Genomic DNA, 19,894 nt, shown 5'->3' with positions numbered 1-19,894 from the left:
TGTTCGTACAGATGCAAACGGCACCGAAGCGCCGCTTGCGAAGCATGTGAAAGGAGACATTCGATGACCCGCTTTTTCACTACGACCGCGACCGTCCTTCTGCTGACCCTGCCGACCTATTCCCAGGCGCAGACCACGGTCGGTGAAACCGGCGAGGCGAGCCAGCCCGCCGACACGATGAACCAGACCCCCGTGCTTGACGGTCAGACTGCGCAGTCCGGCGACATGATGTCCGAAGAGCCGTCCACCCTTGCCGGTGACATGTCGATCCCGGCGTCGGATCTGATCGGCCACAGCGTCTACATCCGCTCCGACGCCGAAGTCGGCGCCGATATCGCCACGAGCCTCGAGGACGTGCCGGCCGAGTGGGAGCAGATCGGCGAGGTTGGCGACGTGATCCTGTCGCCCGAGCGCGAGATCGACTCGGTCGCGCTGGATGTCGGCGGTTTCCTCGGCATGGGCGAGAAGAACGTCCAGACCGGGATGGACTCGCTGGAGTTCGTGACGGAAGCCGACAGCGAGGACTCGTTCTTCGTCGTCTACACCGGCGACCGTTCCAAGCTGGAGATGGAGCGTGACTACGACCAGACCGTGCTGGAAGAGAGCGGCTACAGCTCCTGGACCGCGCAGCGTGAGACGGCGCTGATGGCGAACGACACCGGCGAGATGTACGAGCCCGAGCAGGCCGAAGCCACGAGCGACGAAAGCGCGATGTCCGATGATGCGGATCCGTTGATGGCTGATGCTGCGGACTCCCCGCTGACCTCGGAGGAGCTGCAGGGCATGCCGGTGATCGGCAGCGACGGCGAGCGCGTCGGCGAGGTGTCCGAGATCGTTCTGGCCGAAGACGGCAAGATCGAGAACCTGATCGTGGAAGTCGGCGGCTTCCTCGGCATTGGCGAGAAGCCGGTCGCGATCCCGTTCGCCGAGATCCAGGTCGAGGAGAACGATGGCCTGGCCGACCAGGTGGTGCGGATCAACAGCACCGAGGAAGAGCTCGAGTCCATGGACGCCTGGGAGAGCTGATCTCCATGAACGTTCGCGATGCCGCGCTCCGCGCTGCGGCATCGCGGGTCCGGTGGCGATAGGCCACCGGACCTTTCCCTCGCTTGTCGCCATCGTGCGGACAGGGCCGGGACTTGGCCACCGTGCCACCAAAGCAGATTACACGCAGATTGATTCCGGCAGGAGGATGCGATGCAGCTCAATTCAGATTTCGGACTTCGGGCAGAGACGGGCGTGCGGGCCCCGAGCGCCGCTCCCAAGGTGATCCACGTCTATTCGGACAGCCGGGCCGTCGTCGATTTCGAACCCGCACAGGAGCGGGAGGGACGGCGGCAAAGAGGCCGCATCCGTCTGCCGCTGGACGCCGCGAGCGATGTGCAGATGGCACGTCCGAAACCGGCCGAGGACAGCGTGGCGGAGATGCCCTCCCGCGCGCCATCCGTTGCCGGCCCCGACGAAATATCGTCCACGCCAAGCCCGAGCTGGGTGGCGGCGTACCTGGCCGTGGGCGCAACGCTGCTGGCCGGGGTGGTGTTCATCGCCGTCACCATTTGACCCACGGCGTTTCAGCCAGAAGTGACGAGAGACGTTCGATGCAAGGCAGCACGACGATAGATCAGGGGACCGATCCGGAGCGCCCGGTGCGCAGCATCGTGGAGAAGCTGTCGGACTTCGCGGACGAGGACTGCGTCTCTCTGGGCGACATCGCGGACGCCTTCGGTGCGCAGTCCTTCCTGCCAATGGTGATGATCCCGGCCATCCTCGTCGTGACCCCGCTGAGCGGCATTCCCCTGTTCTCCTCGGCCTGCGGGCTGACAATCGCGATCGTGGCCGGCCAGATGCTGCTCGGACGCGACCAACTCTGGCTCCCCGAATTCCTCAAGCGCCGGGAGATCGACGGCGAGAAAGCCCAGGGGGCGATGAAATGGGTGCACCGGATGGCAGACTGGCTGGACGGTCATTCCCGCAAGCGCCTGTCCCCGCTGACGCGGTGGCCGATGCGCAAATGGTTGCAGGCGTTGTGCCTCGTCAGCGGGCTCTGCATGCCGTTCCTGGAAGTGGTGCCGTTCTCCTCCTCCATCCTCGGCGCGGCCGTGCTCCTTTTCTCGACATCTCTGATGACCCGCGACGGGCTCTTCGCGCTGATGGGCATCGTGGCCATGGGCGGCGCGCTCGTGTTGCCGCTGACGGCCTTCGGAATGCTGTGACCCCGTCAGCCCTTGCCAGACTGGAGGGCGATCTCGAGCAGGTTCCGGAAGGCGCGTTCCTCGTCGGCCTTGGCCTGGCGGATCGCGAAGGCGATGGCGTCCACGGCATCCTCGGCCGACGCCCCGGGGTCTTCCTGACCGTCCTGCACGACTGTGTCGAGCGCTGCAAGCAGATCCGCGCCCGCATGGCCGGAGGCGAGCAGGCACAGGATATGGCGCAAGGCGATGAGTCGGCCTTCGAGGACGGGATCGGAAAGTTCGGACATGATGTGCCTCCAGGTTGCCGGGACCGTCGCCGGCCAGTCTGACATGCCGGGAAGCCGGGGATCAACGGCGACCGTCAGGAACCATTGGGGCGGAGCTGCGTTGTCCTTATGCAGAGCTACATCTGCGAAGGGAGGTCCGGATGCTTCAATCCCTGCGAAACCTGCATGGCAGTCGGCTTCGCGCCGGTGATCGGGAGGGCACGTTCAGCGATGCGTTCTTTCGCGTCGAGGACGGTTGCCTGACACATGTGCTGGTCGATGTCGGCGGCTGGTTGAGCACGGACAGGGTGCTCGTCTCCAGCGAACTCCTGATGCCGCCTGAAGGCGCCGAGGGCGACGATCGCTGGAGGCTGTCGCTCAGCGAGGAGGCGCTCGAGGCGGCGCCGCGTTGGGGCGGGGCGAAAGAGGCCGAGGGTATCGACCTTCTGAAATGGCCGCCCGTCATCGTCGGCCCGTTCGGGAGTACGGTCTCCCCGATCCTGATGTACGAGCAGATCCGCGCGTTGCAGGAGCGGGAAGAGGCATCGATAGCGTCGGACGGACGCGGGCCGCAGATCTCCCGGGACATGCAGCGGGCGAGCGCCTGGTTCGGCCTTCCCGCGTTCGACGCGTCGGGCGAACTGGGCCGGGTGCAGGACCTGGAGTTTGATCCCGACAGCCGCCGTATCCTGGCCATCGTGCTGGAGGCGAATGGCGCCGGGCCAGACGGAGGACGCGAGATCCCGTACGGCGCCTTGCGGCACATCGGAGGGGAGGGGACCCATCTCGTCTTTCAGGACCTCGGGGTGCGGTCCGGCTAGGCCAGCCTCCTTGTCCCGGAAAGCGCGCGCAAGCGGTTGCCCGCCCCCCGCTCACCGGCGAGATCGTGCGATGATCCCGTTAGGCGATCGCGGCGATCTATAGTACGCTTCCGGTATTATGCCCAAAGCGATTGATGCCAGCTTTTCCGATCCTGGAGCGCGCACCCGCGCGCCGCTGGGCCGCCGTCTCCGCAGGGGACCGAGGCCCGGGGAGAGCGTCGGCGCCGACGGGCCGGCGTTCGGACGACCTGAACCGAGGCATTGTTGCTCACGCAGGGCACGTCAGCGCATCACGCATAGGTCAACACCCGCCATCGCCATGTCATTCCACGATTTTCCGCGCCGGCAGAGTCGCACGGACAGTGGTCGCACGTGTCCCGCGGCGATCTATTGTTGCGCCTGCTGTCTCCCGCGTTTCCCAATCTGTCGCCGCGAAATAATTGGAATGCTGCGGGGCAGAATCCGAAAGGTGGTAACCCGTGCGATTCCATGCGCGGCGCGCATTGCCGTCCTGACCCCCTTTGCAACGTATTGAAAAATAACGGATTTGAATTTTGCAACCCACGCGGCGCCAGTTGAACGAAATCGTGTACACGCGATATGTTAGCGTAGCGACGACGCAAAGGTGGCGTTGTCGACCGGGCCGGGAAGACGCCTTTGAAATACCTCCCCGGCAGGCCTCCACCAAGGCCGACCACGCAGACCGAGACAATGTCGCGGACCAGTGATTGCTGTCCGCTCGAAATGTAACGCCAGGAGGCGACCATGAACGCACATTCATCCACCACCACTTCCGAACCCTGGGACGGGTTTTCCGACGGCGCATGGCGCCAGGCGGTGGATGTGCGTGGGTTCATCCAGGAGAACTACACCCCCTACGAGGGCGACTACAGCTTCCTTGCCGGCCCGACCGAACGGACCGAGAAGCTCTGGGGTCAGCTCGGGGAGCTGCTCAAGAAGGAACGCGCCGCCGGTGTCCTCGATGTCTCGGCCGACCGCCCTTCCACGATCACGGCCCATGACGCCGGCTACATCGACAAGGATCTGGAGATCATCGTCGGGCTGCAGACCGATGCGCCGCTGAAGCGGGCGATCATGCCGAACGGCGGCCTGCGGATGGTCGAGAACGGCCTCGAGGCCTATGGCTTCAAGCCGGACGAGATGGTCCACGAGATCTGGACCAAGTACCGCAAGAGCCATAACCAGGGCGTCTTCGACGTCTATTCCCCCGACATCATCGCCTGCCGCAAGTCCGGCGTCATCACCGGCCTGCCGGATGCCTATGGCCGCGGCCGGATCATCGGCGACTACCGCCGGGTCGCGCTCTACGGCCTCGACTTCCTGAAGGAAGACAAGAAGCGCGAGCATCGCGAACTCGACGACGCCGTCTTCGACCACGAGACGCTGCGCCTGCGCGAAGAACTGAGCGAGCAGTACCGTGCGCTCGAGGAACTGCGCGAGATGGGCCTGAAATACGGTGTGGACATGTCGAGGCCGGCCGCCACGGCCCGCGAGGCGATCCAGTTCACCTACCTCGGCTACCTCGCCGCGGTGAAGGAGCAGAACGGCGCCGCGATGTCGATCGGCCGGGTCTCGACCTTCCTCGACATCTACATCGAGCGCGATTTTGCCCGCGGTACGCTGACCGAGAGCGAAGCGCAGGAAATGATCGACGACATGGTCATGAAGCTGCGCATCATCCGCTTCCTGCGCACGCCGGAATACGACGAGCTGTTCTCCGGCGACCCGACCTGGGTGACCGAGGCGATCGGCGGCATGGGCCTTGACGGCCGCACGCTGGTGACCAAGAACTCCATGCGGATCCTGCACACGCTCTACAACCTCGGCCCGGCACCCGAGCCGAACCTGACGGTGCTCTGGTCCTCCAGCCTGCCGCGCGGCTTCAAGGATTTCTGCGCCAAGGTCTCCAAGGACACCTCCGCCATCCAGTACGAGAACGACGACCTGATGCGCCCGAAATGGGGCGACGACTACGGCATCGCCTGCTGTGTCTCGGCCATGGCCATCGGCAAGCAGATGCAGTTCTTCGGGGCCCGCGCCAACCTTGCCAAGGCGCTGCTCTACGCGATCAACGGCGGCGTGGACGAGAAGTCGGGCAAGCTCATCGCGGCCGGCTTCGAGCCGATCACCGGCGATGTGCTCGAATATGACGAGGTGGTGGCCAAGTTCGACAAGACGATGGACTGGCTGGCCAAGACCTATGTCAAGGCGCTGAACTGCATTCACTACATGCACGACAGATACGCCTACGAGCGGATCGAGATGGCGCTGCACGACCGCGACATCCTGCGGACCATGGCCTGCGGCATCGCCGGCCTCTCGATCGCGGCGGACTCGCTCTCGGCAATCAAGAACGCGAAGGTCCACGTCGTGCGCAACGAGCAGGGCCTGGCCGTCGACTACCGGATCGAGGGCGAATACCCGGCCTTCGGCAACAACGACGACAGCGTGGACGACATCGCCGTCTGGCTGACCCGGACCTTCATGGAAAAGGTCGAGGCCCAGCCGCACTTCTACCGCAAGTCGATGCCGACGCAGTCGGTGCTGACGATCACCTCCAACGTGGTCTACGGCAAGAAAACCGGCGCCACCCCGGACGGCCGCGCCGCCGGCGAGCCCTTCGCCCCCGGTGCGAACCCGATGAACGGCCGCGACAAGAACGGCTTCGTTGCCGCCGGCGCCTCGGTTGCCAAGCTGCCCTACGAGTTCGCCAAGGACGGCATCTCCTGGACGGCCTCGGCCACGCCGACCTCGATGGGCCACACCGAAGCCGAGCAGGTGCGCAACCTGTCCAACTGCCTCGACGCCTATGTCGATGCCGGCGGCTTCCACGTGAACGTCAACATGCTCAGCCGTGAAACGCTGATGCACGCGATGGACCACCCCGAGGAACACCCGCAGCTCACGGTGCGCGTCTCCGGCTACGCGGTGAACTTCGTCAAGCTGACCCGCGAGCAACAGCTCGACGTGATCGGCCGGACGTTCCATAACAAGATGTAACGGGGAGGGGGGGCCATGTGCCCCCCCCCGCCTGCACCGGAGCGAGGACATGACGATCTCCCATCCAGACGACACGTTCGACGGCATTCACGAAGCCGCCTGCCACGGGTTCCTCCACTCGGTCGAATCCGGCGCCGCCGTCGACGGCCCGGGGATGCGCTTCGTGTTCTTCATGGCGGGCTGCCAGTTCCGCTGCCTTTATTGCCACAACCCCGACACCTGGAAGCTGCACAACGGCACCCGGGTGGAGGTCGACGACATGCTGGCCCAGGTCGGCAAGTACTCCCGCTTCCTCAAGTTCGCCGGGGGCGTGACCTTCTCCGGCGGCGAGCCGCTGATGCAGGCGGAGTTCGTCGGCGCCACGGCGCGGGCGATCAAGAAACGGTGGGACCTGCACATCGCGCTCGACACCCAGGGTTTCCTGCACGCCAAGGTGCCGGACAGCTGGTTCGAGCCGATCGACCTGGTGATGCTGGACATCAAGCATATCGATCCCGTGCGCTACAAGGAGCTGACCGCGCAGGAACTGCAGCCGACGCTCGATTTTGCGCAGCGGCTGGTGCGGCTGGGCAAGCAGATGCGCATCCGCTACGTGCTGGTGCCCGGCTGGACCGACGCGCCCGACGACGTGGCGAAGATGGCCGACCTCGTTGCCAGCTACGGCGATCTGGTCGAGCTGGTCGAGGTGCTGCCGTTCCACCAGCTCGGCATCTCGAAATGGGATCGCCTCGGGCTGGACTACAAGCTTCGTGACACGCCCACACCTACACATGACGACGCCGAGGCGGCACGGGACATCTTCCGCGCCCGCGGGCTCGTCGCGACCTGATCCGCGGGCAGGGCGGGCCGGACGACCCGCCGCCCGCTTGACGACGGACTTCGACACAGATGCAGCATCAGACTTTCGACGCCCTGCTTCCGCAGGCGATGGCCTGGAAAGCCGAGGACATGGGCGTGGCCAAGGCCACCAAGAACCCGGTCTCGACCTTTGTCCTCGCCATCACGGCCGGCGCCTTCATCGGCATCGCCTTCATTTTCTACACCGTGGTCACCACCGGCAATACCGGCATGGGCTGGGGCGCCAACCGCCTGATGGGCGGGCTCGCGTTCAGCCTCGGGCTGATGCTTGTGGTGGTCAACGGCGGCGAGCTCTTCACCTCGACCGTGCTGACGGTCGTCGCGCGGGCCAGCCGCAAGATCAGCTGGTCGCAGCTCGCCCGGAACTGGGCGCTGGTCTACGCCGGCAACTTCGTCGGCGCCTTCGGGCTGGTGCTGATCATGCAGGCGGCCAAGCACTACGACCTGGCCGGCGGGCAGCTTGGGCTCAACTACATGTCCATTGCCCAGCACAAGCTGCACCACGAGTTCGGGCAGGCCGTGGCCCTCGGCGTGATGTGCAACGTGATGGTCTGTCTCGGCGTCTGGATGACCTTCTCGGCGCGGACAGTCACCGACAAGCTGCTGGCGGTGGTCCTGCCTGTGGCGATGTTCGTCGCGGCCGGTTTCGAGCACTGCGTCGCCAACATGTTCCAGATCCCAATGGCGATCCTCACCCGCGACGCCGTGGGTCCGGAATTCTGGGAGGCGACCGGCGCGAGCGCCGCGCAATTCGCCGATCTCACCTGGTCGAACTTCCTGATGCACAATCTGCTCCCCGTGACCCTCGGCAACATCATCGGCGGCGGGCTGCTTGTCGGGCTGCTCTACTGGTTCATCTACCTGCGTCCCTCCGAAGGTCAGCGGCCCTAGTCCGGCCGGCTGAGGCGTCGACGGCGCGCAAGCGCCACGCCGGCGGCCAGGCAGGTCCCCAGCATCACCCCCGGGGCCGGCAACGGCACGGGGGCGGTCGGGGCAGGGACGAAGGAGTCGATGGCCACGACCATGCTGAACCCGTCGCGGAAATCGTAGACCCCGGTCATGTTCGACCAGGCATGCCTGGTGTCGTCGGCATAGCTGTATTCGGTCGCGGTCAGCCGGAACTGCAGGTTCGACGCCGCCGAATGGATCGGGAGAACCATGGCGCCGTCCTGCACCTGCGCGACACCGAGGCCACTACAGAACAGCGTCAGGAAGCCCCGGCACTCCGACCGGTCGACCATCGCCCAGCCGCCGCGCGCCTCCCGGAGTTCCAGATCGACCGAAGCTGTCTGGCTCAGCAGAGCCGCTCCCGACCAGTTCTCCAGCCGCCGGTCGCCGGCTGCGAACTCGGTAATGAAGGGGCCGCCGTCCGCACCGAAGAACCGGAGCCCGGTGACGGTCCCGGTCGCCTCGATGGTCACGGCCACGCATGGCGATGCAGACAGGCATGCCAGCAGCAAAAGTTGGAAAAGGACAGGGGTTTTCACGGGAACACTCGTCAACACGTCGCGACTCCGGATCGTCGCTGATCTCAGGTCTAGCATTAACGGTTTGTTAATACGTCCGGAAACCGCGGCAATGGTTAACGGAACGAATGAGCGCCCCGTTCTGGCGCGATACCCTCAAAAGATCGGAAAAAGACAGGCTGCGCTGACCGGAAGTCCCCGGTCAGCGCCGTCGTAGCCTGGTCAATCGGTCGCCAAGCAGCTTGTCAGGCTTCCGCCTCTGCCTCCGCGACCAGTCGCTTCACCGCCAGGAAGCTGTCGGGCGTGACCGAGACCGAGTCGATCCCGTACCCAACCAGCAACCGGGCGAAGGCCGGATCGTTGCTCGGCGCCTGGCCGCAGAAGCCGACCTTGGAGCCGACCTTGTGGGCGCGGGTGATGACGCTTTCGATCATCCACTGCACCGCCGCGTCGCGTTCGTCGAAGAGTTCCGCCAGCATCTCGGAATCGCGGTCGACCCCCAGAGTGAGCTGCGTGAGGTCGTTCGAGCCGATGGAGAAGCCGTCGAACCGCTTGGCGAAATCCTCCGTCCGGATCACGTTCGACGGGATCTCGCACATCACGTAAACCTGCAGCCCGTTCCTTCCGCGCTCCAGCCCGACGCCCTTCATCACCTCCAGCACCTTGTCGGCCTCGGTCGGGGTGCGGCAGAAGGGGATCATCACGATCACGTTGTCGAAGCCCATCTCCTCGCGCAGATACCGGATCGCCCGGCATTCCAACTCGAACCCTTCGCGGTATTGCGGCGAGTAGTAGCGCGATGCGCCGCGGAACCCGATCATCGGGTTCTCCTCCGCGGGCTCGTACTGCCGGCCGCCCAGCAGGTCGGCGTATTCGTTGGTCTTGAAGTCGCTCATCCGAACGATCACCGGCTCCGGATGGCAGAAGGCGGCGATTCGGCTGAGGCCGCGGGCCAGGGTCTCTACGAAGTATGTGGCCTTGTCTTCGTAGCCCAGGGTCAGCGCCTCGATCTCCCCGCGCACGTGCGGGTCGGTCAGGTCGTCGAACCGGGTGAGCGCCAGCGGGTGGACCTTGATCGTGTTGGAGACCACGAACTCCATCCGCGCCAGCCCCACGCCCTTGGTCGGCAGCCGCCACCACCGCGCCGCGGCAGAGGGGTTGGCGAGGTTGAGCATGATGTTGGTGCGGGTCTCCGGGATATGCTCCAGAGACAGATCCTCGACCGTCACCTCCGCGATCCCTTCGTAGACGTTGCCGGTGTCGCCCTCGGCGCAGGACACGGTGACCTCCTGCTCGTCATGCAGCAGGTCGGTGGCGTTCCCCGTGCCGACGATCGCCGGCAGGCCAAGCTCGCGGCTGACGATGGCGGCATGGCTGGTGCGCCCGCCGTGGTCGGTGATGATCGCCGCGGCGCGTTTCATGATCGGAACCCAGTCAGGGTCGGTCGTGCCGGTGACGAGGATGGCGCCGTCGACGAAGCGGTCGATCTCGGCCGCGCTCTCGATCAGGCAGACATGGCCCGTCGCCACCGCCGAGCCGACGCTCAGGCCGGTCAGCAGCAGCTTGCCCTTGTTGCCGATCCCGTAGGAGCGGATCGCGCCCTTCTCGGCCTGGCTCTGAACCGTCTCCGGACGCGCCTGCACGATGTAGAGCGGTCCGCCTTCGCCGTCGCGGGCCCATTCCATGTCCATCGGGCAGGCGTAATGGTCCTCGATGGTGCAGGCCATCCGGGCGAGGTCGAGGATCTCGGCATCCGACAGCACCAGCCGCCGCCGCTCGTCGCGCGAGGTCGGCACGTTGCGGGTCGTGGTCTCGCCGTGCGGACCACGGGCATAGACCATCTTCTTCTCTTTCTTGCCCCGGCGTTTCTCCAGGATCGGCACGAGGTCGGGGCGGTCGAGGAAGGGCTTGAAGACCTGGTATTCGTCGGGCGTCACCGTGCCCTGCACGACGTTTTCGCCCAGACCCCAGGCCGCGTTGATCAGCACCACCTTGTCGAAGCCCGACTCGGTATCGATCGAGAACATCACGCCCGAGCCGCCCTTGTCCGAGCGCACCATCTGCTGCACCCCCACCGACAGCGCCACATCCCGGTGATCGAAGCCCTGCAGCTTGCGATAGGTGATCGCCCGGTCGGTGAAGAGAGAGGCATAGCAGCGCCGGCAATGGTCGAGCAGGCTCGCCTCGCCGGTGACGTTCAGGAAGGTCTCCTGCTGGCCGGCGAAGCTCGCCTCCGGCAGGTCCTCGGCGGTGGCCGAACTGCGCACCGCGACGGAGGGGGAGGCCGCGCCGAGCCGCTGGGCGAGCGCGGCATAGGCTTCGGAAATGGCGACGCGGATGTCCTCGGGCCATTCGCCCTCTGCCACAGCCTCGCGGATGCGCTGTCCGGCCTGGTGCAGGGTGATCCGGCCGCTTTCCAGCCGGTCCATGTTGCGGTCGATCAGGGCGTCGAGGTCGTTGTGGCCGAGAAAGGCGCGGTATGCGGCCGCCGTGGTCGCGAAGCCGCCCGGAACCCTGATGCCCTTCGCGCCAAGCTTCTGCACCATCTCGCCGAGTGATGCGTTCTTGCCGCCGACCAGGCCGACATCCTCGCGGGCCAGATCCTCGAACCATATGACAAAATCGGACATGATCTTCCTCCCCGATCGCGCCTTTCCGCGAGCCGGAGCGTATCACATCCGCCGGATGACCTCGTTGACAGGCATCAAGCCCGGGTCCGCATCCGGCCTTCGCCTGTCCGGAAATATCCTCGGGGGGAGGCCGGCGCCGTGGCGCCGGACGGGGGGCAGACAGCCCCCCGACAACGCCGGTGTCAGGTGCGCACGTCCGGGCCGTTGCGGCCGGTGCGCTCGGAAATGCCGGCAATGGCGTCGGCGGCGGCGATGATGTCGGAAAGCGCTTCCTGCGGATCCCGGTGCATCGCCGCCGGGTCCTCGCAGAGGTCCTCGAGGTACACCCGCAGCGTCGCGCCAACGGTGCCGGTGCCCGACAGGCGGAACACGGCCCGTCCGCCGCCCTCGAAGCCGATGCGGATGCCCTGGCCGGCGGAATGCGAGCCGTCGACCGGGTCGTCATAGGCGAATTCGTCGGCGCTTGCGACGGTCCGCCCGGCAAAGCTCTGACCCGGCAGGCTGTCGAAGCGGGCGCGCAGGTTGTCCATCAGACCTTCGGCCGCGGCATTGTCCACGCCCTCGTAATCGTGTCGTGAGTAGTAGTTGCGTCCGAACTCCGCCCAATGGTCGTCGAGCATCTGCTGCACCGACTTGCCGGTCGCCGCCAGGATGTTCAGCCACAGGAGCACCGCCCAGAGCCCGTCCTTCTCGCGCACGTGGTCGGAGCCGGTGCCGGCGCTTTCCTCGCCGCAGAGCGTGGCGCGGCCGGCGTCCAGCAGGTTGCCGAAGAACTTCCAGCCCGTGGGCGTCTCGTAACAGTCGAGCCCGCGCTTCGCGGCGACCCGGTCCACCGCGCCCGACGTCGGCATGGAACGGGCCACGCCCTTCAGCCCTGCGGCATAGCCCGGCGCCAGGTGCGCGTTGGCAGCCAGCAGCGCCAGTGAATCCGAGGGCGTCACATAGGCGCCCCGGCCCACGATCATGTTGCGGTCGCCATCGCCGTCGGAGGCGGCGCCGAAATCCGGCGCGTCGTCGCCGTACATGACGTCCATCAGTTCCTTGGCCCAGATCGGGTTCGGGTCCGGATGGCCGCCGCCGAAATCGGGCGAGGGCACGGCGTTCACCACCGAGCCAGCCGGCGCGCCCAGACGCTCCTCGAGGATCGCCTTGGCATAGGGGCCGGTGATCGCGTGCATCGCGTCGAAGCGGATGCGGAAGCCGCCCTTCAACAGCCCCGCGATCGCGTCGAAATCGAACAGCTTCTCCATCAGCGCGGCGTAATCCGCGACCGGGTCGACCACCTCGACCACCATGTCGGCAAGCCGCGTCTCGCCGAGCGTGGCGAGGTCGATATCCTCGCTGACCAGGATGTCATAGCTCCCGATCGTCCTGGTGGCGTCGAAGATCCGGTTGGTCACTTCTTCCGGCGCGGGCCCGCCGTTGGGCGTGTTGAACTTGACGCCGAAATCCTCCTTCGGCCCGCCCGGGTTGTGAGAGGCCGACATGATGATGCCGCCGTCGGTCTGGCGGATGCGGATCATGTTGGAAGCGGCCGGGGTCGACATCAGCGCGTTCTGCCCGACGATGATGCGCGCGCAGCCCTGCGCGGCGGCCATGCGCAGGATCACCTGCGCGGCGCGATCGTTGAAGTAGCGGCCGTCGCCGCCAAGCACGAGGGTCTTGCCCTCCACGCCGCCGATGCCGGTGAAGATCGCCTGGACGAAGTTTTCGAGGTAGTGCGGCCCCATGAAGACGTCGGTCTTCTTGCGGAGGCCGGAGGTGCCGGGCTTCTGCCCCTCGATCGGCTGGGTCTGGACGGTAATGCGTTCCATGGCTCACTCCTGTCGGCCAGTTGCGTCTTGGCCAGTCAATCTCAGGCCTGTGTCATCTTGGGGCAAGTCTACCCTGATCCGACCCGGTTGCGACCGGTGTCGCTCATGATTTCCGCGGCGCGCCGGACCGCGGGGTGCCCGCCAAGCTCTTCGGCCGGGACGGTCAGGCGTCTGCGCCAGTTCGGATGGGTGTCGACGGTGCCTGGCAGGTTGGCCTGCTCGGTCAGGCCGAGGATGTCCTCGAGCTGGAGGGCCACCAGCCGGCTGCGGACGCCGCCGAGAAAGCAATGCATCTGGTCGGGGTCCTCGCTTTCGGCGCCGGAGAGCGCATCGAAGCCCCGGACCTCGCCCGCGCGCCAGTCCAGACCGTTGTGATAATCCTCGTCCGAGAGGATGCCGATCTCGTGCCGGACCTCCACGTCGCGGCCCCGGCGCCAGCCCACCCAGGTCGGCAGGTCGTGCGTGCCGAAGGACGCCAGCGCGGCCTCGGTATATTCCTCGGGGCGGCGGAAGTTGCCGTGGTGATATTGTTCGAACATCGCGACCCGGCAGCCCAGCACGCCGGAGGCCGCCAGTTCCGCCTGCAGCCCGTCGGGGATGTTTCCCAGATCCTCGCCCACCACCGTCGCGCCTGCGCGGGTCGCCTCGATGCGCACCACCGCCAGAAGCGCGTCGCGCGGCATGGCGACATAGGCGCCGGGCTCGGCCCGGTCGTCGGGCACCCAGAAAGCGCGTTCGAAGCCCAGAACATGGTCGATCCGGAGCAGCCCGGCATAGCGCAGCTGGCGGCGCAGGGTCTCCGCGAAGGGGCGGAAGTGCATCCGGGCGAGCGCATGCGGGTTGAACGGCGCCAGGGCCCAGACCTGCCCGTCGGGCGAGAAGGCGTCAGGCGGCGCACCGAGCGAAACACCGGTGGCAAAGCCCGCGCCCTCGGACCAGGTCTCGGCGCCGTGGGGGTGGGTGCCGACGGCGAGGTCGAGGTAGAGCCCGTACCGCATTCCGGCCTCGCGGGCGATCTGCGCCACATGGCCGAGCTGGGTTTCGCTGCGCCATTGCAGCCAGGCGTGGAACAGGACCGCGCGGGCGTTCTCGGCGCGGAACTCCGTGACCGCAGGTGCGCCGTGGTGCTGCAGCGGTTCGGGCCAGTCCAACCAGTAGGGGCCGTGACGGTCGGCCAGCGCCTGATAGGTGGCGAACCGTTCAAGCGAGGCGCCCTCGGCGGCGCGCCAGGCCTCGAACGCGGGGGCACCGCCAGCGGCCTCGAAGGCGGTGAACTCGTCTTCCAGCCGCGCGCGCAGGCGAAGCCGGGTGTCGGGATAGTCGATCAACGCCCCGCCACCGTTCAGCCGCGCGCCCTCCAGCGCGATATGCATGGTGTTGAAGCGCCGCCGGTGCGACGGAGAATAGGGGCTGAAGGCGTTGGGATCGCTCGGGAAACCGGCATGGACCGGGTTCAGGCCGACGAAATCCGCACCGGCTTGGGCGAGCCCCTCGGTGGCGCGGGCAAGGTCGGCGTAGTCGCCGAAGCCGCCCTCGGCCTCGGTTCGCAGACCATAGAGCGGCAGGGTGACACCCCAGCCCGGCTCGGGCAGGGGCAGGCTCGGCGGGGCGACGAGCAGCGTGGTCGCGTCGCCTTCCAGCTCCAGCCTGTGGATGCCGAGCGGCAGCGCCGGCAGGTCCAGCACCGCTCCGGCCGCGAGCGGCATCTCGGTGCCGTCCTCCAGGACGAGCTTGCCGCCATCGGTCGGACGGGCGAGCGGATGGTGGCTTGGCTGGCCGGGTTCCAGGATCAGCCATCGAGGCAGGGCGCGCCGCGCGGCCTCCGCGAGCAGGCGGTCGAGGGTTTCGCGGGCCGCGTCGTCCGTCTCGGCCGGCAGGCCCATGGCGGCAAGCAGCCTGCGCGCCGTGCCGTCCGAGGTCGGCACCTGCGTGCCGGTCTGGTCCCAATAGTCGAAATGGATGCCCGCCAGGTCGGCAAGCGCGCCCAGTACGTCGTTCATTCGGCGGCCTCCAGCACGAAAACCGAGACCGACTGCGCGCCGATCAGCACTTCGGTCTTGCGGACCGGTTTCTCGGGGGCGTCGGGGGTCGCGGTGTTGATCGACCAGACCCAGTTCTGACGCTTGGGTGGCACGGGCAGCCGCACCTTGGTGTCGCCGCCTGCGTTGAACACCATGAAGATCGCGGATTCGGTCGCCGCGAAGACGGGTGTTCCGGAGGCAGTGCGCATTTCCACGCAGACGATCCGCAGCGAGGGGTCCACCCAGTCTGGCGTCGACATCGGCTTGCCGTCGGCGCGCCACCAGAACAGGTCTTCGCGCCCGTCGATGCGGCGCTCGCGCGAGTGCAGGAACACCTTCTGGCGCAGGATCGGGTGCTCGCGGCGGAACCGGATCAGCCGGGCCGTGAAGGCCATGAAATCGGTGTCCGCCTCGGCCCAGTCGATCCAGCTGGTCGGATTGTCCTGGGCATAGGCGTTGTTGTTGCCGTTCTGCGAATGGCCGAGCTCGTCCCCCGCCAGCAGCATCGGCGTGCCCTGGGAGAGCATCAGCGTTGCGATCATCGCGCGCTTGCGGCGGTTGCGGCCCTCGATGATCTTGGGGTCGTCGGTCGGACCTTCCCAGCCGAAATTGTCGCTATAGTTCTCGGAATGGCCGTCGCGGTTGTCCTCGCCGTTGGCCTCGTTGTGCTTGCCGTTGTAGCTGACCACGTCGTGCAGCGTGAAACCGTCATGGGCGGTGATCATGTTGACCGACGCCGTGGCCGGGCGGCCGGAATGGTCGAACTCCGCCGCCGAGCCGGTGAGCCGGCCCGCGAGGTCGGGTGCGCGGCCCGGGTCGCCGCGCCAGAACCGGCGCACGCCGTCGCGGAACCGGTCGTTCCACTCGTGGAACGGGGGCGGGAAGCCGCCGAGCCGGTAGCCGCCGGGGCCCACGTCCCAGGGCTCTGCGATCAGCTTGACCTGGGTCAGCACCGGGTCCTGCCGGATCGCGTCGAAGAAGCTCGCACCGGGGTCGAACCCGTGATCGGTGCGGCCGAGCGTGGAGCAGAGGTCGAAGCGGAAGCCGTCCACATGCATCACCTCGACCCAGTAGCGCAGGGAATCCATCACCATGCGCAGCACCATCGGGTGGTCGAGATTGAGCGTGTTTCCGGTGCCGGTGTCGTTGATGTAGTAGCGCCGGTCCTGGATCAGCCGGTAGTAGCTGAGGTTGTCGAGGCCGCGGAAGCTGAGCGTCGGGCCGAGCTCGTTGCCTTCGCAGGTGTGGTTGTAGACCACGTCGAGGATCACCTCGAGCCCGGCATGGTGGAGCCGCGCCACCATCTGCTGGAACTCGCTGATGCGGCCTTCGGAGAGATAGCGCGGGTCCGGCGCGAAGAAGCCGAGCGTCTGGTAGCCCCAGTAGTTCGACAGGTTCTTCTCGTGCAGGAACCGGTCGGTCAGGAAGGCGTGCACCGGCAGCAGCTCGATCGCGGTGATCCCGAGCTTGTGGTAGTACTCCAGCATCGGGTCGGTGGCGAGCCCGAGGAAGGTGCCCTCCGGTGCCACGTGGGGGTGCATCTGGGTCAGCCCCTTCACATGGGCCTCGTAGATCACCGAGTCCGCGACCGGGGTGCGCGGCGGGTGATCGTAGCCCCAGGAAAAGGCCGGGTCCTCGACCACGCAGCGCGGCATGTAGGGGGCGCTGTCGCGGGTGTCGAAACTCAGGTCGCGGGCATTGGAGCCGATCTGGTAGCCCATCAGCGCGTCGTGCCAGACCGGCATCCCGGTCAGCCGCTTGGCGTAGGGGTCGAGCAGCAGCTTGTTCGGGTTGAAGCGGTGGCCGACGTCGGGCCGGTAGGGGCCGTGGGCGCGCAGCGCGTAGTATTGCCCGGGCCGGAGACCGGAGACATAGCCATACCAGACGTCGCCGTCCCGTTCCGGCAGCCGCAGGCGCTGCAGCTCGGTCTTGCCGTCGGCGCTGAACAGGCAGACCTCCATGGCGGTCGCATGCTGCGAGAACACGGCGAAATTCACGCCGTCGCCGTCAAAGGTCGCGCCGAGCGGCGCCGGGCGCCCTCCGGAAATAGCGTATTCGGGATGCCTCACGGGTGTTTTGCCGCCTCTGCAAACAGGGCCGCATAGGCGGCGGCCGATGTGTCCCAACCGACCGGGAACTTCATGCCGTTGCGCTGCATCTGCTGGTAGGCCTTGGGGTCGGCCCAGAGGTCGCAGAGCGTGTCGATGGCGTCTTCCAGCGCCTCGACGCTGTCCGGGGCGTGCTGGATGCCGGTGGCGACCTTCGCCGTGGTCGTCGCGACCGTCGCCGGGATAACGGTGTCGGCAAGGCCCCCGGTCTTTGCGACCACCGGAACCGTGCCATAGCGCAGCCCGTAAAGCTGGGTCAGCCCGCAGGGTTCGAAGCGCGACGGCACCAGGATCGCGTCGCCGCCGGCGATGATCCGGTGCGAGAGCGGCTCGTCATAGCCGATCCGGACTGCCACGCGCCCGGGATGGCTGCCCGCCGCGGCCAGGAACTGGCTTTCGAGCCACGGGTTGCCGGAACCGAGCAGGGCGAGCTGGCCGCCGCGCTCGATCAGCCGGGGCAGGGCGGCCAGCAGCAGGTCGAGCCCCTTCTGCTCGGTGAGCCGCGAGACCACCACGCAGAGCGGCCCGCCGTCGGAATCGAGCCCCATCTCTGCGATCAGCGCCTCGCGCGCCCTGGTCTTGGCGCGCGGCGCCTTGTAGGTGGCGATGTTCGGGTCGGTCTCCGGGTTCCAGGCATCGGTGTCGATGCCGTTCAGGATGCCGGTGAAATCCTTGCCCTTGTACTTGAGCGTGCCGTCGAACCCCATGCCGAAGGCTTCGGTCGTCAGCTCCTTCGCATAGGTCGGGCTGACCGTGTTGACCTTGTCGGCATAGGAGATGCCGGCCTTGAGCGCCGAGATCCGGCCGTAGAACTCGTAGCCACCGGCGTTGTAGCCCTGCATCGGCAGGCGCAGGCGGTGGACCATGTCGGCCCCGGCCGAGCCGGTGAAGGCGATGTTGTGGATCGTCATCACCGAGCCGGTGTGATGCGCCGCCCCCATCCGCTGCAGGTAGACAGGCGCGAGGCCGCCCTGCCAGTCGTGGGCCTGCAGGACGTCGGGTTTCCAGCCGTGCAGTTGCCCCTCGGCACAAAGCCGCGCGCCCATCCAGCAGAGCGCCGCGAAACGTTCGGCATTGTCCCACCAATCGTACCCGTCCGGCGCCGCGTAGGGGCCGCCCTCGCGGTAGAACAGGTGGGCCGCGTCGAGCACGTAAAGCTCCAGCCCCGCGGCCATTCCGAACACCACCTGCGCCGGGCCGCCGTAGAGGTCGCCATCGGTGATCACCTGCCGTCCCTCGCCGAGCGCATCGAGAACCGCCGGATAGCCGGGGACCAGGGTGCGCATCTCGACGCCTTGTGCCTTGAGCGCGGCCGGCAGCGCGCCGGCCACGTCGGCCAGCCCGCCGGTCTTGATCAGAGGGGCGATTTCCGAGGCGACGGAGAGGACCTTCATGAGAGCGCGGCTTCCCTTCTATCGAGCATGTCCTGCGTGATCAGCGTGATCCCCTTGCCGGAGACCCGGAACCACTTGGCGTCTTCCTCGGGATCCTCGCCCACGATGAGCCTCTCGGGGATGACCACGCCGCGGTCGATCACGCAATTCTTCAGCCGCGCATGGCGGTTGATCGTGACATACGGCAGCACGACCGCACGATCCAGTACCGAGAAGGAATTGGAGCGCACCATGGTGAAAAGAAGCGAATTGCGGACCTCGGTGCCCGAGATGATGCAACCGCCCGAGACCATCGACGACACTGCGGTGCCGCGCCGGTCGGCCTCGTCATGGATGAACTTGGCCGGGGGGACGGATTCCGAATAGGTCCAGATCGGCCATTCGTGATCCCACAGGTCGAGTTCCGGCGTGAAGTCGGTGAGATCGATATTGGCCTTCCAGAAAGCGTCCACCGTGCCGACGTCGCGCCAGTAGGCCGGGGCATCGGGGGTGGATTTCACGCAGCTGTCGGTGAAGCGGTGGGCGACGGCCTTGCCGCCCTTCACGAGCTTCGGGATGATGTCGTTGCCGAAATCGTGGCTGGAGTTCGGGTTCTCGGAATCCTCGATCAGGATTTCGCGCAGGAACTTCCAGTTGAAGACGTAGATCCCCATCGAGGCGAGCGTGACAGTGGGGTCGTCCGGCGTGCCCGGCGGATCGGCCGGCTTTTCGAGGAAGCTGATGATGCGCCCGGCGGCGTCCACGTCCATCACGCCGAAGGCGCTGGCCTCTTCCCGCGGCACAGTCAGGCAGCCGATGGTGACGTCGGCGCCCGAGTCGACGTGCTGCTGCAGCATCATCTCGTAGTCCATCTTGTAGATGTGGTCGCCGGCGAGGATCAGGATGTAGTCGATGTTGTAGCTGTCGATGATGTCGATGTTCTGGGTCACCGCGTCGGCGGTGCCCATGTACCAGTTCTCGCCGCCCGTCCTTTGCGAGGCCGGCAGGATGTCGAGATATTCGTTGCGCTCGGCGCGGAAGAAGTTCCAGCCGCGCTGGCAGTGCCGGATCAGCGAATGCGCCTTGTACTGGGTGGCGATCGCCATCTTTCGGATGCCGGAGTTGAGCGCGTTGGAGAGCGCGAAGTCGATGATGCGGCTCTTGCCGCCGAAGTAGACCGCGGGCTTGGCGCGGTTGTCGGTCAGTTCCTTGAGGCGGCTGCCCCGTCCCCCGGCCAGCACAAAGGCCATCGCCCTCGAAGACAGTCTCACATGTGAATTCGGCATGGTTGGTTTCCCTCCCTCAATGTCTTTCTACGGGCGCT

The 19,894-nt window shown here is 66.7% G+C and carries 15 protein-coding genes; 7 read left to right on the top strand and 8 right to left on the bottom strand.

Annotated features, from left to right (window positions below; translation table 11 throughout):
* Positions 1-63: 63 nt before the first annotated feature.
* The 3 genes from CHB86_RS07025 (at position 64) to CHB86_RS07015 (ending at position 2,213) form a co-directional block, all read left to right on the top strand.
* A complete protein-coding gene (locus CHB86_RS07025) occupies positions 64-1,026 on the top strand; it encodes a PRC-barrel domain-containing protein (protein WP_176442797.1) in 963 nt (320 codons plus the stop codon).
* A 171-nt stretch (positions 1,027-1,197) separates the two neighbouring features.
* Positions 1,198-1,560: a hypothetical protein gene (locus CHB86_RS07020; protein ID WP_089232288.1), complete on the top strand. Its 363-nt coding sequence runs from the start codon at positions 1,198-1,200 to the stop codon at positions 1,558-1,560.
* A gap of 38 nt (positions 1,561-1,598) precedes the next feature.
* Positions 1,599-2,213: an exopolysaccharide biosynthesis protein gene (locus tag CHB86_RS07015; protein WP_089232287.1), complete on the top strand. Its 615-nt coding sequence runs from the start codon at positions 1,599-1,601 to the stop codon at positions 2,211-2,213.
* Positions 2,214-2,218: 5 nt separating this feature from the next.
* Here the strand turns inward: CHB86_RS07015 and CHB86_RS07010 are convergent, their stop codons facing one another.
* Positions 2,219-2,479, bottom strand: a complete 261-nt coding sequence (locus tag CHB86_RS07010) for a hypothetical protein (protein WP_089232286.1) — start codon at positions 2,477-2,479, stop codon at positions 2,219-2,221.
* A gap of 140 nt (positions 2,480-2,619) precedes the next feature.
* Between CHB86_RS07010 and CHB86_RS07005 the strand changes: the two genes are divergently transcribed.
* From CHB86_RS07005 to focA, 4 genes are all read left to right on the top strand, one after another.
* The gene (locus tag CHB86_RS07005) at positions 2,620-3,279 is read left to right on the top strand and encodes a PRC-barrel domain-containing protein (RefSeq protein ID WP_089232285.1); all 660 of its coding nucleotides are present in this window, start codon (positions 2,620-2,622) and stop codon (positions 3,277-3,279) included.
* A gap of 765 nt (positions 3,280-4,044) precedes the next feature.
* A complete protein-coding gene (gene pflB, locus CHB86_RS07000; protein WP_089232284.1) occupies positions 4,045-6,300 on the top strand; it encodes a formate C-acetyltransferase in 2,256 nt (751 codons plus the stop codon).
* 49 nt (positions 6,301-6,349) lie between these two features.
* Positions 6,350-7,129 carry a pyruvate formate-lyase-activating protein gene (gene pflA, locus CHB86_RS06995; RefSeq protein ID WP_089232283.1) on the top strand — a complete coding sequence of 260 codons (780 nt, stop codon included), beginning with the start codon at positions 6,350-6,352 and terminating at the stop codon, positions 7,127-7,129.
* Between the two features lie 59 nt (positions 7,130-7,188).
* Positions 7,189-8,049, top strand: a complete 861-nt coding sequence (gene focA, locus CHB86_RS06990; protein WP_089232282.1) for a formate transporter FocA — start codon at positions 7,189-7,191, stop codon at positions 8,047-8,049.
* On the opposite strand, the gene CHB86_RS06985 is transcribed toward focA, so the two are convergent.
* The 7 genes from CHB86_RS06985 to glgC form a co-directional block, all read right to left on the bottom strand.
* Positions 8,046-8,645: a hypothetical protein gene (locus tag CHB86_RS06985; protein ID WP_176442796.1), complete on the bottom strand. Its 600-nt coding sequence runs from the start codon at positions 8,643-8,645 to the stop codon at positions 8,046-8,048. The genes focA and CHB86_RS06985 overlap by 4 nt on opposite strands.
* 224 nt (positions 8,646-8,869) lie before the next feature.
* Positions 8,870-11,254, bottom strand: coding sequence for a phosphoenolpyruvate synthase (gene ppsA / locus CHB86_RS06980; protein ID WP_089232280.1), 2,385 nt, complete (start codon positions 11,252-11,254; stop codon positions 8,870-8,872).
* A gap of 182 nt (positions 11,255-11,436) precedes the next feature.
* Complete coding sequence (locus CHB86_RS06975) at positions 11,437-13,068, bottom strand: alpha-D-glucose phosphate-specific phosphoglucomutase (RefSeq protein WP_089232279.1); 1,632 nt, start codon at positions 13,066-13,068, stop codon at positions 11,437-11,439.
* Between the two features lie 68 nt (positions 13,069-13,136).
* Positions 13,137-15,068 carry a 4-alpha-glucanotransferase gene (gene malQ / locus CHB86_RS06970; protein ID WP_089232278.1) on the bottom strand — a complete coding sequence of 644 codons (1,932 nt, stop codon included), beginning with the start codon at positions 15,066-15,068 and terminating at the stop codon, positions 13,137-13,139.
* Positions 15,065-17,158, bottom strand: a complete 2,094-nt coding sequence (gene glgX, locus CHB86_RS06965; RefSeq protein WP_089232277.1) for a glycogen debranching protein GlgX — start codon at positions 17,156-17,158, stop codon at positions 15,065-15,067. The genes malQ and glgX overlap by 4 nt, the downstream gene beginning before the upstream one ends.
* Entirely contained in the window at positions 17,155-18,591 is a 1,437-nt protein-coding gene (gene glgA, locus CHB86_RS06960) for a glycogen synthase GlgA (protein ID WP_089232276.1), read from the bottom strand. Before glgA ends, glgX begins: the two co-directional genes overlap by 4 nt.
* Complete coding sequence (glgC, locus tag CHB86_RS06955) at positions 18,588-19,856, bottom strand: glucose-1-phosphate adenylyltransferase (RefSeq protein ID WP_089232275.1); 1,269 nt, start codon at positions 19,854-19,856, stop codon at positions 18,588-18,590. The genes glgA and glgC overlap by 4 nt, the downstream gene beginning before the upstream one ends.
* Between the last annotated feature and the right edge of the window lie 38 nt (positions 19,857-19,894).

Origin of the sequence: Tropicimonas sediminicola (assembly GCF_900188335.1) — a bacterium.
GTDB classification, from domain to species: domain Bacteria; phylum Pseudomonadota; class Alphaproteobacteria; order Rhodobacterales; family Rhodobacteraceae; genus Tropicimonas; species Tropicimonas sediminicola.
This window is presented reverse-complemented; position numbering and strand designations above follow the sequence as displayed.

What these genes read in the sequence shown, in the direction of transcription:
- CHB86_RS07025 (WP_176442797.1), top strand. Translation starts at nt 64, where the DNA reads ATGACCCGCTTTTTCACTACGACCGCGACCGTCCTTCTGCTGACCCTG.
- CHB86_RS07005 (WP_089232285.1), top strand. Translation starts at nt 2,620, where the DNA reads ATGCTTCAATCCCTGCGAAACCTGCATGGCAGTCGGCTTCGCGCCGGT.
- malQ (WP_089232278.1), bottom strand. Translation starts at nt 15,068, where the DNA reads ATGAACGACGTACTGGGCGCGCTTGCCGACCTGGCGGGCATCCATTTC.
- CHB86_RS06975 (WP_089232279.1), bottom strand. Translation starts at nt 13,068, where the DNA reads ATGGAACGCATTACCGTCCAGACCCAGCCGATCGAGGGGCAGAAGCCC.
- glgA (WP_089232276.1), bottom strand. Translation starts at nt 18,591, where the DNA reads ATGAAGGTCCTCTCCGTCGCCTCGGAAATCGCCCCTCTGATCAAGACC.
- pflA (WP_089232283.1), top strand. Translation starts at nt 6,350, where the DNA reads ATGACGATCTCCCATCCAGACGACACGTTCGACGGCATTCACGAAGCC.
- glgC (WP_089232275.1), bottom strand. Translation starts at nt 19,856, where the DNA reads ATGCCGAATTCACATGTGAGACTGTCTTCGAGGGCGATGGCCTTTGTG.
- CHB86_RS07015 (WP_089232287.1), top strand. Translation starts at nt 1,599, where the DNA reads ATGCAAGGCAGCACGACGATAGATCAGGGGACCGATCCGGAGCGCCCG.
- ppsA (WP_089232280.1), bottom strand. Translation starts at nt 11,254, where the DNA reads ATGTCCGATTTTGTCATATGGTTCGAGGATCTGGCCCGCGAGGATGTC.
- CHB86_RS07020 (WP_089232288.1), top strand. Translation starts at nt 1,198, where the DNA reads ATGCAGCTCAATTCAGATTTCGGACTTCGGGCAGAGACGGGCGTGCGG.
- focA (WP_089232282.1), top strand. Translation starts at nt 7,189, where the DNA reads ATGCAGCATCAGACTTTCGACGCCCTGCTTCCGCAGGCGATGGCCTGG.
- CHB86_RS07010 (WP_089232286.1), bottom strand. Translation starts at nt 2,479, where the DNA reads ATGTCCGAACTTTCCGATCCCGTCCTCGAAGGCCGACTCATCGCCTTG.
- pflB (WP_089232284.1), top strand. Translation starts at nt 4,045, where the DNA reads ATGAACGCACATTCATCCACCACCACTTCCGAACCCTGGGACGGGTTT.